Annotated in this window: 15 protein-coding genes; 5 read left to right on the forward strand and 10 right to left on the reverse strand. The window is 66.1% G+C overall.

Annotation, left to right across the window (positions count from 1 at the left end; all coding sequences use genetic code 11):
• Positions 1-9 precede the first annotated feature (9 nt).
• The 5 genes from A3OK_RS0110750 to A3OK_RS23320 all read left to right on the forward strand — a co-directional run bounded on the left by A3OK_RS0110750 (position 10) and on the right by A3OK_RS23320 (position 5,273).
• Positions 10-384 (forward strand): VOC family protein, encoded by a 375-nt coding sequence (locus tag A3OK_RS0110750; protein WP_019904869.1) that lies wholly within the window; start codon positions 10-12, stop codon positions 382-384.
• Positions 385-623: 239 nt separating this feature from the next.
• Positions 624-2,645 carry an ATP-binding protein gene (locus A3OK_RS0110755; RefSeq protein WP_051092921.1) on the forward strand — a complete coding sequence of 674 codons (2,022 nt, stop codon included), beginning with the start codon at positions 624-626 and terminating at the stop codon, positions 2,643-2,645.
• 286 nt (positions 2,646-2,931) lie between these two features.
• Complete coding sequence (locus tag A3OK_RS0110760; RefSeq protein ID WP_026597136.1) at positions 2,932-3,687, forward strand: molybdopterin-binding protein; 756 nt, start codon at positions 2,932-2,934, stop codon at positions 3,685-3,687.
• A gap of 58 nt (positions 3,688-3,745) precedes the next feature.
• Positions 3,746-4,603, forward strand: coding sequence for a formate/nitrite transporter family protein (locus tag A3OK_RS0110765; RefSeq protein ID WP_019904872.1), 858 nt, complete (start codon positions 3,746-3,748; stop codon positions 4,601-4,603).
• Positions 4,604-4,739: 136 nt separating this feature from the next.
• Entirely contained in the window at positions 4,740-5,273 is a 534-nt protein-coding gene (locus A3OK_RS23320; protein ID WP_019904873.1) for a hypothetical protein, read from the forward strand.
• Between the two features lie 4 nt (positions 5,274-5,277).
• Here A3OK_RS23320 and A3OK_RS0110775 read toward each other — a convergent pair whose 3' ends face one another.
• The 10 genes from A3OK_RS0110775 to A3OK_RS0110820 all read right to left on the reverse strand — a co-directional run bounded on the left by A3OK_RS0110775 (position 5,278) and on the right by A3OK_RS0110820 (position 15,384).
• On the reverse strand, positions 5,278-5,457 hold the full coding sequence (locus tag A3OK_RS0110775) for a hypothetical protein (protein ID WP_019904874.1): 180 nt from the start codon (positions 5,455-5,457) through the stop codon (positions 5,278-5,280).
• Positions 5,458-5,568: 111 nt separating this feature from the next.
• Entirely contained in the window at positions 5,569-6,003 is a 435-nt protein-coding gene (locus A3OK_RS0110780; RefSeq protein ID WP_019904875.1) for a heme-binding protein, read from the reverse strand.
• Positions 6,004-6,056: 53 nt separating this feature from the next.
• Positions 6,057-6,338, reverse strand: a complete 282-nt coding sequence (locus A3OK_RS0110785) for a hypothetical protein (RefSeq protein ID WP_036302776.1) — start codon at positions 6,336-6,338, stop codon at positions 6,057-6,059.
• A 77-nt stretch (positions 6,339-6,415) separates the two neighbouring features.
• Complete coding sequence (locus tag A3OK_RS0110790; protein ID WP_019904877.1) at positions 6,416-7,390, reverse strand: CoA ester lyase; 975 nt, start codon at positions 7,388-7,390, stop codon at positions 6,416-6,418.
• Positions 7,391-7,524: 134 nt separating this feature from the next.
• Entirely contained in the window at positions 7,525-10,284 is a 2,760-nt protein-coding gene (locus tag A3OK_RS0110795) for a phosphoenolpyruvate carboxylase (protein WP_019904878.1), read from the reverse strand.
• A gap of 212 nt (positions 10,285-10,496) precedes the next feature.
• Positions 10,497-11,390 (reverse strand): succinate--CoA ligase subunit alpha, encoded by an 894-nt coding sequence (sucD, locus tag A3OK_RS0110800; protein ID WP_019904879.1) that lies wholly within the window; start codon positions 11,388-11,390, stop codon positions 10,497-10,499.
• Positions 11,391-11,408: 18 nt separating this feature from the next.
• Positions 11,409-12,602, reverse strand: coding sequence for a malate--CoA ligase subunit beta (locus A3OK_RS0110805; protein WP_019904880.1), 1,194 nt, complete (start codon positions 12,600-12,602; stop codon positions 11,409-11,411).
• Positions 12,603-12,781: 179 nt separating this feature from the next.
• The gene (fchA, locus tag A3OK_RS0110810) at positions 12,782-13,423 is read right to left on the reverse strand and encodes a methenyltetrahydrofolate cyclohydrolase (RefSeq protein WP_019904881.1); all 642 of its coding nucleotides are present in this window, start codon (positions 13,421-13,423) and stop codon (positions 12,782-12,784) included.
• Positions 13,424-13,426: 3 nt separating this feature from the next.
• Positions 13,427-14,290, reverse strand: coding sequence for an NADP-dependent methylenetetrahydromethanopterin/methylenetetrahydrofolate dehydrogenase (locus tag A3OK_RS0110815; RefSeq protein ID WP_019904882.1), 864 nt, complete (start codon positions 14,288-14,290; stop codon positions 13,427-13,429).
• A gap of 149 nt (positions 14,291-14,439) precedes the next feature.
• Positions 14,440-15,384, reverse strand: a complete 945-nt coding sequence (locus A3OK_RS0110820) for a D-2-hydroxyacid dehydrogenase (RefSeq protein WP_019904883.1) — start codon at positions 15,382-15,384, stop codon at positions 14,440-14,442.
• Between the last annotated feature and the right edge of the window lie 67 nt (positions 15,385-15,451).

The raw sequence follows: 15,451 nt of genomic DNA on the forward strand, positions 1-15,451 counted from the left end.
AGATAAATCATGTTCACTCACGTCATGATCGGCAGCAACGACCTGGAGCGAGCCCAAAGGTTCTACGATGCCACATTCGGCGCGTTGGGAGGCGCGCCGGGCAAGGTGGATGCCACAGGCAGGCTGATCTACTCCCATGAGGGCAGCCGGCTGATGATCACGACACCGATCGACGGCCGACCGGCAACCGCAGCCAATGGCGGGACTATCGGTATCGTAGCAGCGAGCCGCCAGCATGTTCTTGCGTGGCATGAAGCCGGCACCGTGAATGGTGGTGCCGCAGTCGAGAGTCCGCCCGCCGAGCGACCCAATGGGTCTTTTGTCGCTTACCTTCGCGATCCGGACGGGAACAAGCTCACCGCGCGGACCCAACCGGCAAAGTGAGAAGAACCGTGACTACCATCACCCTGTTCGATGTCGCAGCTCGGAGCGACGTCCGATGCTCTCCATTCGAGAAGAGTGGATCTGCGACGTTCCGCTTGTCCATGAGGGATTGATCGGGATGATCTTTCGCCACTACGGCAATGGTGGTGAGGTGGTTTGCGCTGGGTTTCGGCTGCTGGTCGAGCACGTCCGAGTCGTCGGCCGCACCGTCGCTTACAGGCCAGAAGTACCCGCGCGTTATGAACAACACTGAAGGTGGGTTCATGGAAGCCCACGATTTCGCTGCCGACATCGTGGACATCGCGAGCATCCAGGCGATCCCCACAATTCTCGATGTCGTCTGTCGCACGACCGGAATGGGGTTTGCTGCCGTCGCACGGGTGACGGAGGACCGCTGGGTGACCTGTGCGGTCCGTGACGATATCGCCTTCGGCCTTCGGCCTGGCGGTGAGTTGCAGGTCGCCACCACGATCTGCCACGAGATCCGGCAGTCGCGCAGCGCCGTGGTGATCGATCATGTGGCCGAGGATCAATCCTATTGCGGGCACCCCACTCCGGCTCTGTACGGCTTCCAGAGCTACATCTCGATGCCCATCCTGATGCCGGACGGTGCGTTCTTCGGGACCCTGTGCGCCATCGATCCGCGGCCGGCACAGCTGAAACGGCCGGAAGTGATCGGCATGTTCAAGCTGTTTGCCGACCTCATCGCCTTCCACCTCGACGCACATCGGCGCGTTGCGAACACCACGGTTCAGCGTGACCGAGCCTGGAGGAACTCGCAGGATCTCCAGGTCGTGCTGGACAGCTCGGGGACCATTCGGGCGGCGAATCGCGCTTGGGGGACCATCCTCGGCTGGAATCCGGATGAGGTGGTCGGACGACACCATCGTGAGTTCAACCATCCCGAGCATCGCGCGGCGAGTGACGGGGCGCTGTCCGAGAGCGCCGTGACGCCACTCGCCGCTTACGAGACCCGTATGCTGCACAGGGATGGCGGCGACCGCTGGGTGTCCTGGGTGGCAGCGCCGGAAGGGGAACTGATCTACGGCAGCGGTCGTGACGTGACCCGCGAAAAGACCACGGCGGCCGAAGTATTCAGCATGCAGGAGCAGCTTCGCCAGGCGCAGAAGATGGAGGCCGTCGGCCAGCTCACCGGAGGCGTAGCGCATGATTTCAACAATCTGCTGACCGTCATCAAGTCCTCCACGGATCTCCTGAAGCGGCCCGATCTCGCCGAAGAACGCCGCCAGCGCTACATCGCCGCGATTTCCAGCACGGTGGACCGAGCCGCCAAGCTCACCGGGCAGCTCTTGGCCTTTGCCCGACGTCAAGCGTTGAAGCCCGAGGTCTTCGTTGTCTCCGACAGAGTGCGGGCCATCGGCGAGATGCTGAAAACGCTGACCGGCTCGCGCATCGAGATTACGATCGACTTTTCGGAGGAGACCTGCCTCGTCGATGCCGACCCGAGCCAGTTCGATACCGCACTCGTGAACATGGCCGTCAACGCCCGGGATGCGATGGACGGGGAAGGCCGGCTTGTGATCAGCGTGCGCCCGGTCGAAAAGATGCCCGCCATGCGTCGGCAGCCTGCTGTCACCGGCGGGTTCGTCGCAGTGTCGGTAACGGATACCGGCTGCGGCATCCCGACCGGCAAACTCGATCAGATCTTCGAGCCGTTCTACACCACCAAGGGCGTCGGCGAGGGCACAGGCCTCGGCCTGAGCCAAGTCTTCGGGTTCGCCAAACAATCGGGCGGCGAGGTGACCGTCGAGAGCGAGGTCGGGAGCGGTACCACCTTCACCCTGTATCTCCCGCGGTCGGAGGAGAAGGCAGAGGTTCTCGACATGCGTGAGCCCGAGCCGCTCATGGATGGGCATGGAACCTGTGTGCTCGTTGTCGAGGACAATATCGACGTCGGCATTTTTGCGACCCAGACCCTCGCCGAACTGGGATACCATGCGATCTGGGCAGCCAATTCCGACGAGGCCCTGGCCGAACTTGCCAAAGGCGCGGATCGGTTCGACGTGGTGTTCTCGGACGTCGTGATGCCCGGCATGAACGGCATCGACCTCGCTCAAGCGATCCGTCGCCAACATCACGACCTTCCGGTCGTTCTGACCTCGGGTTACAGCCATGTCCTGGCGCAGAACGGCACCGACGGGTTCGAATTGCTCAACAAGCCCTACTCCGTGGAGCAACTCTCACGGATCCTTCGAAAAACCGCGACATCGCAGCGGCGCAAGCGCATCCTCGCTCAGTAGATAACTCCATGGTTCCGTAGCGCTCCATCGGCGAATAGCCACTTCCGGGCAAAACCGAGATCGCTTGCTAGGACGAGGTTTGGTCGGAACGGGAAGGTCCGCTTCAGGGCCAAGCCCTAATCGCGGCTCCCCACCCCTTCCCCGACGTTCAACGGCGGGGACCGAGCGTCCGATGTCCAAATCTCGCAGGCCCTCGCGATCCGGGCCGATGCCACCCGCCATGGTCAGGTCGGCATAGTCGCGCTAGGTCAGCAGCGTCACTGCCTCGCGCCCGCCACGGACCATGATGACCTCGCCTGCCTCACCGCCCATCACCGCCGCGATCCTCGTCATCGGCGACGAGATCCTGTCAGGGCGCACGAAGGACAGGAACATCGGCACCATCGCCGAGTATTGCACCGCCATCGGCATCGACCTGCGCCAGGTCCGCATCGTTCCCGACGAGGCGGAGGAGATTGTCGAGGCCGTCAACGCGCTGCGGGCGCGCTACACCTATCTCTTCACCACGGGCGGGATCGGGCCGACCCATGACGACATCACCGCCGATTGCGTGGCGGCCGCCTTCGGCGTGACCATCGACGTCGATCCGCGGGCGAAGGCGATGCTGTTGGAGCGGCACAAGCCGGAAGACCTCAACGAGGCCCGGCTGCGCATGGCGCGCATTCCCGCCGGCGCCGATCTCATCGCCAACCCGATCTCGAAGGCGCCGGGCTTTCGCATCGGCAACGTCTTCGTCATGGCCGGCGTGCCGGCGATCATGCAGGCCATGCTCGATCAGATCGGCCCGACCCTTGATACAGGCGCGCGCGTCCTGTCCGAGACGATCGAGGCCGGCACCCTGCCCGAGGGCCACTACGCCTCGGCCCTGGCCGAGATCGCGAAGGCGCATGCCAGCGTCTCCATCGGCTCCTATCCGTCGATGACGCCGCAGGGTTTCGCCAACCGCATCGTCGTGCGCGGCAAGGATTCCGAGGCGGTCGACCGGGCCCGGATCGAGGTGGACCGCCTCGTGGCCGGATTGAGGAATGGAACCGCCGGCTGATTGGCCGTTTCCCTCATCGAGGCCTGCGACAGAACGGGGCCACGATCGAGGATTCCCGATGAGCCGGCACGAGGATCGCACGGGGTCGGATTCCTCCGGTGGAGAGGCGGCAGCCGGCCAGGACGTCGCGCGGCCCGACGCCTTCCAGCTCCACGAAGTCATCCGCAAGGAGGGTGACGAGGAATTGCGGCGGACGGGCGGGGCGCTGTTCCTGTCCGCCATCGCCGCCGGCCTGACCATGGGCTTCTCGCTCATCGTGCCCGGCGTGCTCAAGGCCCATCTGCCCGACGCGCCCTGGGCCGAGCTCATCACCAGCATGGGCTACGCCACCGGCTTCCTCATCGTGGTCCTGGGCCGTCAGCAGCTCTTCACCGAGAACACCCTGACCCCGATCCTGCCGCTGCTGCACGACCGCAGCGTCGCGACCCTGATGCGGGTCATGCGCCTGTGGAGCATCGTCCTCGTCGGCAACATCCTGGCGACCGCCATCATCGCCGCCGTGCTCGCCGGCACCGAGGCGTTCAGCCCGCCCGTCCGCGAGGCCTTCGTGGCGATTAGCCATCACACCATCGAGGCGCCGTTCTGGACCACCGCGATCAAGGCCGTCTTCGCCGGCTGGCTCATCGCGCTGATGGTGTGGATGCTGCCGGCGACGGGAACCGCCGCGCCTTTCATCGTCATCCTGATGACGTGGCTCGTCTCCATGTGCGGCCTCGCCCATATCGTGGCCGGCTCGGTCGACACGTTCTACCTCGTCTTCACCGGCCATGCAGCGATGGACGATTATCTGTGGACATTCTTCGTGCCGACCCTGCTCGGCAACGTCTTCGGCGGGACCGCGCTGGTGGCGGTGTTGAACTTCGGCCAGGTCGCGCCGGAGGTGGAGGAGCAGAAGGCCGCCGACGGCGAAGCGTGAGCCTTTCCGATACGCGGAAGGCCAAGATGAATACTGGCCGAGCGGCCGCGCACACCGCGGTTCAGCTCGTCCGTTGCAGGATGATCCGGTGCCGCGAACCCATGGCGGGTGGCGGTCCTCTCTCCGGAGACGTTCCGTGGCCGCAAACCAGTTCTCGTCGCATGGCAGGCGCCTTACGCCGGCTGTCCTGTCCGGTGTCCTCGCCCTGACGCTCGGTGCCCTGCCTGCGCGCGCGGCGGACTTTCCGGAGCCTGTGCCCTACGGCGCGCCGCGCGAATTCCGGGATGAGCGTCGGCCGCCGCCTCCGGTCGAGGAATTCGGGCTCGAGCGGGGCCCGCCGCGCCCGATCGAGCCGTGCCGGACGGTGATCCGGCGTCGGGTGACGCCGGAGGGCGAGGAGATCGTGAAGCGGGTGACGATCTGCGAGGAGCGGCCCGACCGGTTCCGGTTCGAGCGCGAGCCGAGGCCTCTCCCGCCGAGGCTGCTGCCGCCGCGCGACGTTCCGCCTGCCTATGGCGTGGAGGGCCGCTCCGAGAGAGGCGGCTACGCCGACGAACGCCCCGTCGAGCGCTTTTCCGGGGAAGATCGGCTCTCCGAGGAGCCGCCCCTCGACGAGCGCCGCATCGATGAGCGCCCCGAGGATGGGCGCGGACCCGATCCGCGCTATTGACGGTTCAGGCCCGGATGACGGGCCTGGCCTTCACCGCCGCGGCCAGGGCCTTCAGCTGTCGGTTGAGATCGGCCAGCTCGTTGAGGGCGATGGTCCGGTGGCCGTCCTTGACCGCGCGCTCGATGTCGGCGACCTGCGCGGTGGCCATGCGCTTCAGTTCGGTGGCGAGTTGTTCCCGGGTCATCGGCGCTCCTGTCACGGCTCGGATTGGTCGGACCGTGATAGGGCGCGCATGCTTAACCGACGGTGTTCATCGGGTGCACCGCACCCGATGATTGGCGTCCGTGACGCCGGTTCAGGTCCGCCAGGGATGGGCCGGCAGCTCGGTCGCACCGATCGAGCTGGCACCGGCGAGCGCCACTGCGTGGTCGTTCTCGACGCTCGACCCGCTGACGCCGATGGCGCCGGACATCTCGCCGTCCTTGTCGACGATCGGGATGCCGCCGGGGAAGGTGATCAAACCCTCGTTGGAATGCTCGATGCCGAAGAGCGGGCCGCCCGGCTGCGACAGCTGGCCGATCTGGCCCGTCATCATGCCGAAGAAGACCGAGGTCTTGGCCTTCTTCTGGGCGATGTCGATGGAGCCGACCCAGGCCCCGTCCATCCGGTAGAACGCCTTCAGGTTGCCGCCGGAATCGACCACGGCGATACACATCTGGGTGTCGAGTTCCACCGCCTTGGCGCGGGCGGCCTCGATGGCCTTGTGAGCGTCTTCGATGGTCACGTGCATGGGGGTATCTCCATGGTGTCCCGCCCCGTTCGGGGTACGGAAGCGCAAAAGCGTCAGGGGTGGCGGATGGTTCCGGTCTCGGCGCGGCGGACCAGCCACGTCACCGATGCATAGGCGCCGAGCCAGGAGCCCAGGGCGGCGAACAGCACGTAGAGCGCGTTCTGGGTGTAGCTGATGACCGCGAAGGCAGAGAGCAGGTACCAGATCGCGCTCCAATTCGCCGCGCGGACACGCTGGCGGCCCGCCACCGCCGCGTTGAAGAAGACGTAGGCCGCATCGGTCACCGCCGTGGCGAGGACGACGCCGGCGGCGATGAGCGGATCGATGGACATGATCAGCATGGGCCACCCGTCTCCATCGTGAGACGGCCGCTCCGAATGGGGAGCGGCCGTCCATGTCGTGGTGGCGTCGCTCAGTTGGCGGCCATCGCGTTGGCCTTCTCGATCAGCGCCTCGGCCATGCGGATCGAGGCGATGTCGATGAGGCGGCCATCGAGGGAGACGGCGCCCTTGCCGGCCTTGGCGGCGTCTTCCATCGCCGCCAGGATGCGGCGAGCCTTGGTGACCTCGGCCTCCGAGGGGGTGAAGACGTCATTGGCGAGATCGATCTGCGAGGGGTGGATCGCCCACTTGCCCTCGTAGCCGAGCGCGGCGCAGCGGCGGGCGGCGGAGACGTAGCCGTCCGGATCGGAGAAGTCGCCGAACGGGCCGTCGATCGGACGCAGGCCATAGGCGCGGCACGCCACCATCATGCGGGCCTGGGCGAACAACCACGGGTCCTGCCAATGGGTCTGGCGGTTACCGGCCTCGTCCTTGTCGGTGAGCACGCTGTAATCGTGGTTCACGCCGCCGATCACCTGGGAGCGGGCGCGGGTCGAGGCGGCGTAATCGGCCACGCCGAAGGACATGGCTTCGAGGCGCTTCGAGGAGGTCGCGATGGCTTCCACGTTGGCCATGCCGAGGGCGGTTTCGATCAGCACTTCGAAGCCGATCTTCTTCTCGCGCTTCATGGCCTGTTCGATCTGCGTCACCATCACGTCGATGGCGTAGACGTCGGCCGCCACGCCGACCTTGGGGATCAGGATCATGTCGAGGCGCGGACAGGCCTCCACGATGTCGACCACGTCGCGGTACATGTAGTGGGTGTCGAGACCGTTGATGCGGATCATCATGGTCTTGTTGCCCCAGTCGATCTCGTTGAGCGCCTGGATGATGTTCTTGCGGGCCTGCTCCTTGTCGTCGGGAGCGACGGCGTCTTCGAGGTCGAGGAAGATGACGTCGGCCTTGGAGGACGCGGACTTCTCCATGAAGGTCGGGTTGGAGCCGGGAACGGCGAGTTCCGAGCGGTGCAGGCGCGGGGTGGCCTGCTGGATCAGGGTAAAGCTCATCGGGAAATCCTTCCTCTGGGTTCGTGTTCTGGTCGTTGGTCGAGACCGCAAAACGCGGTCCACCATACCGGTCGGGATACGCTTTCGCGCCGGTCCCAGGGCCGTGGCCGGCCCTCGGTATTCTTACAAAGCCGTCAGCCTGTCGCGCCGAAGCCGACGGCGATGCAGTTGATCGAGAGCAGCAGGGCGGATTTCACCGCCTCGCGCTTATCCTCGTCCTCTTCCGCGCGGAAGCGGCGCAGCAGCTCCACCTGTTCGCGGCTGACCTGGTTGATCGTCGGCAGCCGGCCGTTGAGGCGGTCGCGGAACAGGGGAAACCGCTCGGCGAGTTCGGTGCCGCCGCTGACGCGAAGCGCCATCTCGCGGGTCAGCTCGTACTCGGCCTCGATCAGCGGGAAGATGGTGGCACGGGCATTCTCGTCGGCCACCAGCCCGGCATAATCGCGGGCGATCTCGAGATCGACCATCAGCAGCGTCTTCTCGACCTCGTCGAGGATGAGACGGAACGGCTTCGATTCGGCGAAGAGACGCTTCAGCTGCGCCTCGCCCTGCGCCCCGCGCACGTCGATGAAGCTCTTCAGGCCGGAGCCGACCCCGTACCAGCCGGTGATGACGTGCCGGTTCTGCGACCAGGCGAAGACCCAGGGAATCGCGCGCAGGTCGGCGAGCGAGCGGGCGCCGAAGCGTCGTGCCGGGCGCGAGCCGATATTGAGCAGCGCGATCTCGTCGAGCGGGCTCGCGGCCTGGAAATAGGTCACGAGGTCGGGGTGCTGGATCAGGTTGACGTAGGCCGCGCGCGAGGCGCCCGACAGCGCCTCGAGCGTATCGTCGAATTCGTTGCGCGGGATCTTGGCCGCCTCGCGCTCCGATTTCAGGGCGTGCTCGAACACCGACGAGGCCAGCAGCTCCATCTGGTAGGCGGCCGTGCCCCGGTTGGCGTATTTGAACGAGACGACCTCGCCCTGTTCGGTGGTGCGGAAGCGGCCGTTGATCGAGCCCGGCGGCTGGGCGGCGATGGCCCGCGCCGTCGGCGCGCCGCCGCGGCTGACCGAGCCGCCGCGACCGTGGAAGAAGGCGATCGGCACGCCCGACGACTTGCCGAGCTGGGTCAGCTTGTCCTGGGCCTTGTAGAGCTCCCAGTTCGAGGCGACGAAACCGCCATCCTTGTTCGAATCCGAGTAGCCGATCATCACTTCCTGCACACCGCCCTGCCAGCGGGTGGAGCGGCGGACCACCGGGATCGAGAACAGCTCCTTCATGATCGCGGGCGCGGCGCGAAGGTCGTCGATCGTCTCGAACAGCGGCACGATCGGCAGGCAGCAGATCTCGGTTCCGGTGGAATCGAGGAAGTTGCCGGCCTCCTTGGCGAGGAGGTAGGCGCCGAGAATGTCGGGCACCGAGCGGGTCATCGACAGGATGAAGGAGCCGAAGGCCTCGCGGTCGAGCTGCTCGCGCATCTCGCCGACGAGGGCGAAGGTTTCCAGCGTCTCGCGGGCGTCGTCGGGCAGGCTCTCGAACGAGCGCTCGCCGTGCATCGGCTTGGCGAGTTCGCTGAGCAGCCAGTTCTTCCACTCCGCCGATTCGAGGGCGGGCGGTGTCTTGTTCTGGCCGTGGGCCTGCTGCCACAGGGCGTTGAGCGTCTTCGTGGTCCGGGTGGTGTTTTCACGCAGATCGAGGCGCACCGTCGAGAAGCGGAAGATCTCGACCATGCGGCGCACCGGGCGCACGAGGTCGGTCGCCAGCGACGGGCAATTGGCGTCGGCGAGCCCGGCCTCGAGATGGCGCAGGTCGTTGATGAGCCCGTCGGCGCTCGGATAATCCGGTCCGGTCGAGCGCAGTCCCTTGTTGCGCGCGATCGTCGCCTCGATCTTGCGCAGGATGCAGGTGAGGAACTGGCGATAGGCCTCGCCGGGGTTGCGGCTGGCGATGGCGCGGCCGTCTCCGCTCTCGGCGAGCAGCTGGGCGAGTTCCGACGTGAACGTCGCCGGCACCGGCAGCGAGCGCTCGGTTAGGGAGAGCGTGCGGCCGAGCGCGGTGACGCCGTCGCGATAGCGCCGCAGGGAGGCGAGCGCGTTGCGTTGGAGCGTGGCGCGGGTCACCGACGAGGTGACGTAGGGGTTGCCGTCGCGGTCGCCGCCGATCCAGGAGCCGAACTGGAAGAAGGCCGGCACCTCGAACTTCTCGTCCGGATAGTATTCGGCGAGCGATTCCTCGAGCGAGTAGAGGACTTCCGGCAGCATCTCGAACAGGGTCTCGTCGAAGAAGTGCAGCCCCCAGGCGACCTCGCGCTCGACGGTGGCCTTCTCGAGATGGAGTTCGCCGGTCATCCAGACGAGTTCGATCTGGTCGCGCAGCTCGTTCATCAGCCCGGTGCGCTCACGCTCGGTCCAGCGCGGCAGTTCGAGTTCGCGCAGGACAAGATAGATGCGGCGGAACTTCTCGAGCACCGTCACGCGCTTGCCCTCGGTGGGGTGGGCCGTGATGGTCGGGCGGATACGAAGATCCTTCAGCAGGGTATGGATCTCGGTCGCCTTGATGCCGTTCTTCACCGCATCCGCGAGGACCGCGCTGAAGCTGCCGCTGAGATCTGCCCGTCCCTTGGTGCGCTCCACGTGCCGGCGCCGGCGCATGGCGGCGTTCTGCTCGGCGATGGAGAGCAGCTGGAACCAGATGCCCTGCACCTGGAGCGCGCGGGCGAGGAGCTCGGGCGAGAATTCGGAGATGTTGGCGGTGCCGAGAAGGACGGCTTCCAGTTCCGGCTCGTGGCGGCGGGCGACTTCGAGCAGGGCGTGGAACAGGATGTCGAGCGCCTCCTTCGACGAGGTGCCGGTGATGACCGGCGGCGCGAAGGGATGGTCGAGGGATCCGACCGGGGCGTGGAGGGTATCGGTCATCGGATGGCCACCTCGAACAGAGTTGAGCCGATGGCCGCCGGGTCGTGCGGGCAACGGTGGAAAGCGACCGCTCCGGCAGCATGGAACGCAGCACCGGAGCGATCAAGGGGGGCGTTCGAGCCCTATGGTTGGGGTGCCGTTCCCTCCCCCGCCGAGGAGGGAGGGCACATGCGGGGAGGGAGAGGCCTAGCCGGGACGGAGAGGTCTTGCTCTCAGGCCGCGAGCTTGCGCATCACCTGTTCGACCGTCGAGCCGAAATCACCGGGGCTCGGGGCGACCGTCAGGCCGTAGGAGCGCATGATCTCGGCCTTCTCGGCGGCAGAATCGCCGGTGGCGGAGATGATCGCGCCGGCATGACCCATGCGGCGACCCTTCGGCGCGGTGAGACCGGCGACGAAGCCGATGACGGGCTTCGTCATGTTCTCCTTGATCCAGGCCGAGGCCTCGGCCTCCTGCGGACCGCCGATCTCGCCGATCATCAGCACGGCCTTGGTCTCGGGATCCTGCTCGAACAGAGCGAGGTGATCGAGGAAGGACGAGCCGTTGATCGGGTCGCCGCCGATGCCGACGGAGGTGGTGATGCCGATGCCCCGCTCCATCATCTGCGCTGCGGCCTCGTAGCCGAGGGTGCCGGAGCGCGAGATCACGCCGACATTGCCCTTGAGGTAGATGTGGCCGGGCATGATGCCGAGCATCGACTTGCCGGGCGAGATGATGCCGGCACAGTTCGGGCCCACCACCATGGTGCGCTTGTCCTTGGGGTAGCGGCGCAGGTAGCGCTTCACCCGCATCATGTCCTGCGCCGGGATGCCGTCGGTGATCGAGCAGATCAGCGCGAGGCCGGCATCGGCACCCTCCATGATCGCGTCGGCCGCGAAGGGCGGGGCGACGAAGGTGATCGAGGTGGTGGCGCCGGTGGCCTCCACGGCCTCCTTGACGGTGTTGAACACCGGCACCCCGAGATGGGTCTTGCCGCCCTTGCCGGGGGTGACGCCGCCGACGACGTTGGAGCCGTATTCCAACATCTCCTTGGCGTGGAACGTGCCCTTATCGCCGGTGATGCCCTGGACGATGATCGGGGTCTTCTCGTCGATCAGAATGCTCATGACGTATCCTCCCCGTCTTTAGTGGTTGCGTTTGCCAGAGTCGTTCTTGGCGGCGTCGCAGGCTGCGACGGCCTTGGTCGCGGCGTCCGACAGGCTGTCGGCGGTGATGAGGTCGAGGCCGCTTTCGGCCAGGATCTTCTTGCCCGCCTCGACATTCGTGCCGGCGAGCCGGACGATGAGCGGCACGTCGATCTTCACTTCCTTGGCCGCCTGGATCACGCCCTGGGCGACCCAGTCGCAGCGGTTGATGCCGGCGAAGATGTTGACCAGGATCGCCTTCACGTTGCGGTCGGAGAGGACGAGGCGGAAGGCCGTCGCCACACGGTCCGGCGAGGCGCCGCCGCCGACATCGAGGAAGTTCGCGGGTTCGCCACCCGCATGCTTGATCATGTCCATGGTCGCCATGGCGAGACCGGCGCCGTTGACGATGCAGCCGATCTCGCCTTCGAGGCCGATATAGCTGAGGTTGTGCTCGGCGGCCTGGGCCTCGCGCGGGTCACCCTGCGAGGGATCGTGCATGTCGGCGATGTTGCGCCGGCGGAACATGGCGTTGTCGTCGAACGACATCTTGGCGTCGAGGGCCAGGACGCGGTCGTCCTTGGTTACGACCAGCGGGTTGATCTCCAGCATGGTGCCGTCGCAATCGCGGAACGCCCGGTAGGCGTTCATGATCGTCTTCACGGCGGCCGAGACCTGCTTGATGTTCAAGCCGAGCTGGAACGCGATCTCGCGGGCCTGGAACTGCTGCAGGCCGACGGCCGGCTCGACCACGACCTGAATCAGGGCCTCGGGCTCATTGGCCGCGATTTCCTCGATATCCATGCCGCCGCGCTGGGAGGCGATGACGCGGACGCGCTCGGCCTTCCGGTCGAGGACGTAGCCGAGATAGAGCTCGCGCTCGAACGGATCGGCGGTCTCGATATAGACGCGCTGGACCGGCTTGCCCTCGGGGCCGGTCTGCAGGGTGACGAGGCGCTTGCCGAGGAGATCCTTGGCCGCGTCACGGACCTCGTTATAGGTCCGGCACAGCTTGATCCCGCCGGCCTTGCCACGCGCGCCGGCATGGATCTGTGCCTTCACCGCCCAGAACGAGCCACCGAGCTCGGTGGCGGCATAGACCGCCTGATCGGGACTGAAGGCCACGGCGCCCTTGGGAACCGCGACGCCGAATCCGGCGAGCAGCTCCTTGGCTTGATACTCATGCACGTCCATGTGCGTTCTCCTCGGCGTTTTCCCTGGGACAGACACTCTCGTAAATTTCACTTCACGGAAAGAGCTTCTGTTGTAATATTTTTTTACATTCTCTTTCACTCCGCCTTTACAGGCGGCCGGAATGTATTTTTTAGACGAAAAGGCCGGCTGAGTTTGTTCTCGCCGGCCTCTCGATATCCTTAGTTCACCTTGGCCTTCACGACCTCGTAGATCTTCTCGTTGAGTGGCCCGGCCGGCCCGAGCAACTCTTCGAGTTGCTTCAGTTGTTCCTCAGCGAATCCGCGATCGTCCAGGCCCTTGGCGTTGACATAGACGTTGAGCGCGGCGCTGCGCAGGCCGGCATGGGCCGAGAGAACCGCAACCCCGGCATCGGAGATGACGTTGAGGTTGCCCTTCTCGGCCACCGCCTCGGCGAGGTCGATGACCTCGCGGCAAACGCGGCAGCAGGCGAGCGGCACGTCGGTGGCGACCCTGAGCGCCTCCTGGATCCTGGCGGCGCGGGCCGCCTTCTCCTCGTCGGTGCCCTTCGGCAGGCCGTAGGCGGCCATGACGGCGTCGAAAGCCTCGACGTCGTCGGAGATCATGCCGGTGAGTTCGGCCCGGAGCGCCTCGGACTTGCCCAGGATCTCCTTCAGCTCGGCTTCGACCTCGACATACTTCTTCTTCCCGATGGTCAGGTTGCACACCATGCTGAGCAAGGCGGCACCCATGGCGCCGGAGATGGCGGCGGCACCGCCGCCACCGGGGGTCGGGGCCGAGCTGGCGAGCCCGTCGAGGAAGCCCTGGATGGTTTCGCCGGCGGCGGAAGTCTTGTCAGCCATGGTTCAGGCCATCGTCTTGGCGAGGGCGTAGATGTCCTCGGCGTCGAACACCGTCTCGGCGTTCTCGAAGAGCTTACCGACGCAGGCGCGGTGGAGCTTGAGCTTCAGGCCGCCGATGCCGAGCGCGCCGAACACCTTCTTGCCGTGGCGCTCCTTGCCCTTGTCCATCGCCTCGATGCCGCCGAAGCCGAGCGGCGGCTGGGCGTTGTAATCGGCGACGAACTCGATGCTGGCCTCGTCCTTCCAATCGGCTTCGGCGAGCAGCTCGAGGCCGATGGCACCGGCCGAGAAGACCAGGTTCTGGCCCTTGACGATGGCGGCGCGCGAGGCGGCATCCGGCGTCGCGGCGGCGCTGATATTCACCTTGAAGCGCGTGTTGATTGCGTCGGCGGCGGCCTGGGCCTTGTCGAGCGAGCGACCGCACAGAACGACGGTGGCGCCTTCCTGGGCGAGGAGGGCGGCCGAGCGCATGCCGACGGGACCGGTGCCGGCGAGGACGACGGCCTTCTTGCCCGCGAGCGAACCGGCCGCCTTCTGCACCAGGGCGACGCCGGCGGCGGCGGTGGTGTTGGAGCCGTTGGAATCGAGCATGATCGAGACGCGGAACGGGCCGAAGAAGCGCTTCTTCACCGCCTCGAACACCGCCTCGCCGGCCGCCATGCTGCCGCCGCCGACGAAGATCGCCGTGGACTTCTTCTCCGAACCGCCGCGGGTGTAGATCGTGCCGTCGACCAGGGCGCCGACTGTGTCGGGCGTGACGTTGCCGTAGCCGGCGATGTGATCGGCTCCGCCATCGTAACCGACGACCACATCGAACACGCTCGGAACCGGGTCGGTATCGAATTGGAACAGCAGCTTCTTCGTCATGTCGTTTCCTCTGCCCGCGACGCTGCGCGGCTGACGTTTCGTCGGTTCGTTGCGACGGACCGCGTTCGATGAACGCGCCCCGTCATTCCGGGAAACCCGGACGGCCTCTGGCGGATGCGGCGGTGGCGAGCCGGGCGATCCCGAGAGCCTTAGCCTTCGACCACGTTCTGCGGCTTGCCCGCGACGTAGGCCTCGACATTGTCCACGAGCTGGTCGGCCAGGATCTGCATGGCCTCCTTGCTCGCCCAGGCCACGTGCGGCGTGACGATGAGGTTGGGCAGGTCGAGCTCGCACAGAATGTTGCCGTTCTTGGGCGGCTCGGTCATCACCACGTCGAAGCCGGCGCCACCGATCGTGCCGGCCTTGAGGGCCTCGGCGAGGGCTTCCTCGTCGACGAGGCCGCCACGGGCGGTGTTGATGAGGATGGCGTGCTTCTTCATCTTCGCGAGCTGCTCGCGGCCGATCATGTTCCGGGTCTCCGGCGTCAGCGGCGCGTGCAGGGTGATGACGTCGGATTCCGTCAGGATCGTCTCGAAATCGACGAGGCCGTCCTGCGGGAACACGTCATAGGCGATGACCTTCATGCCGAGCGCTTCCGCGCGCTTGGCGATGGACTTGCCGAGCGCTCCGTAGCCGACGATGCCCAACGTCGAGCCGGCGATGTCGTGGATCGGGTAGTCGAAGTAGCAGAACTGGGTCGATTTCGCCCAATCCCCCCGGCGCACGGAATTGGCGTAGGGCACGATGGCGCGCCGCAGGGCAAACATCAGGCCGATCACGTGCTCGGGCACGGTGTTGAAGGCGTAGTTGCGGATGTTGACGACGGTGATGCCGAGTTCCTTGGCGGCCTTCTTGTCGACGACGTCCGTGCCGGTGGCGGCGACGGCGATGAGCTTGAGGTCGGGCAGCTGCTTCAACGTCTCGGCGCGCATGGGCACCTTGTTGATCAGCGCGATCTCGGCACCCTTGAGGCGCTCGACGATCTCTTCCGGCGTCCAGGTCGAATCGTACTCGGTGTAGCTGTGCGGGAAATTGAATTCGCGCACCTTGGCGTCGAGGGATTCACGGTCGAGGAAGACGATTGTGTGCGCCATGTGGAACCCTCAGCGACGGTCCGCGCCGGGCGCGGCGTTACGCGATACACGCTTTGACGAAGATGGC

Origin of the sequence: Methylobacterium sp. 77 (assembly GCF_000372825.1) — a bacterium.
GTDB lineage: Bacteria > Pseudomonadota > Alphaproteobacteria > Rhizobiales > Beijerinckiaceae > Methylobacterium.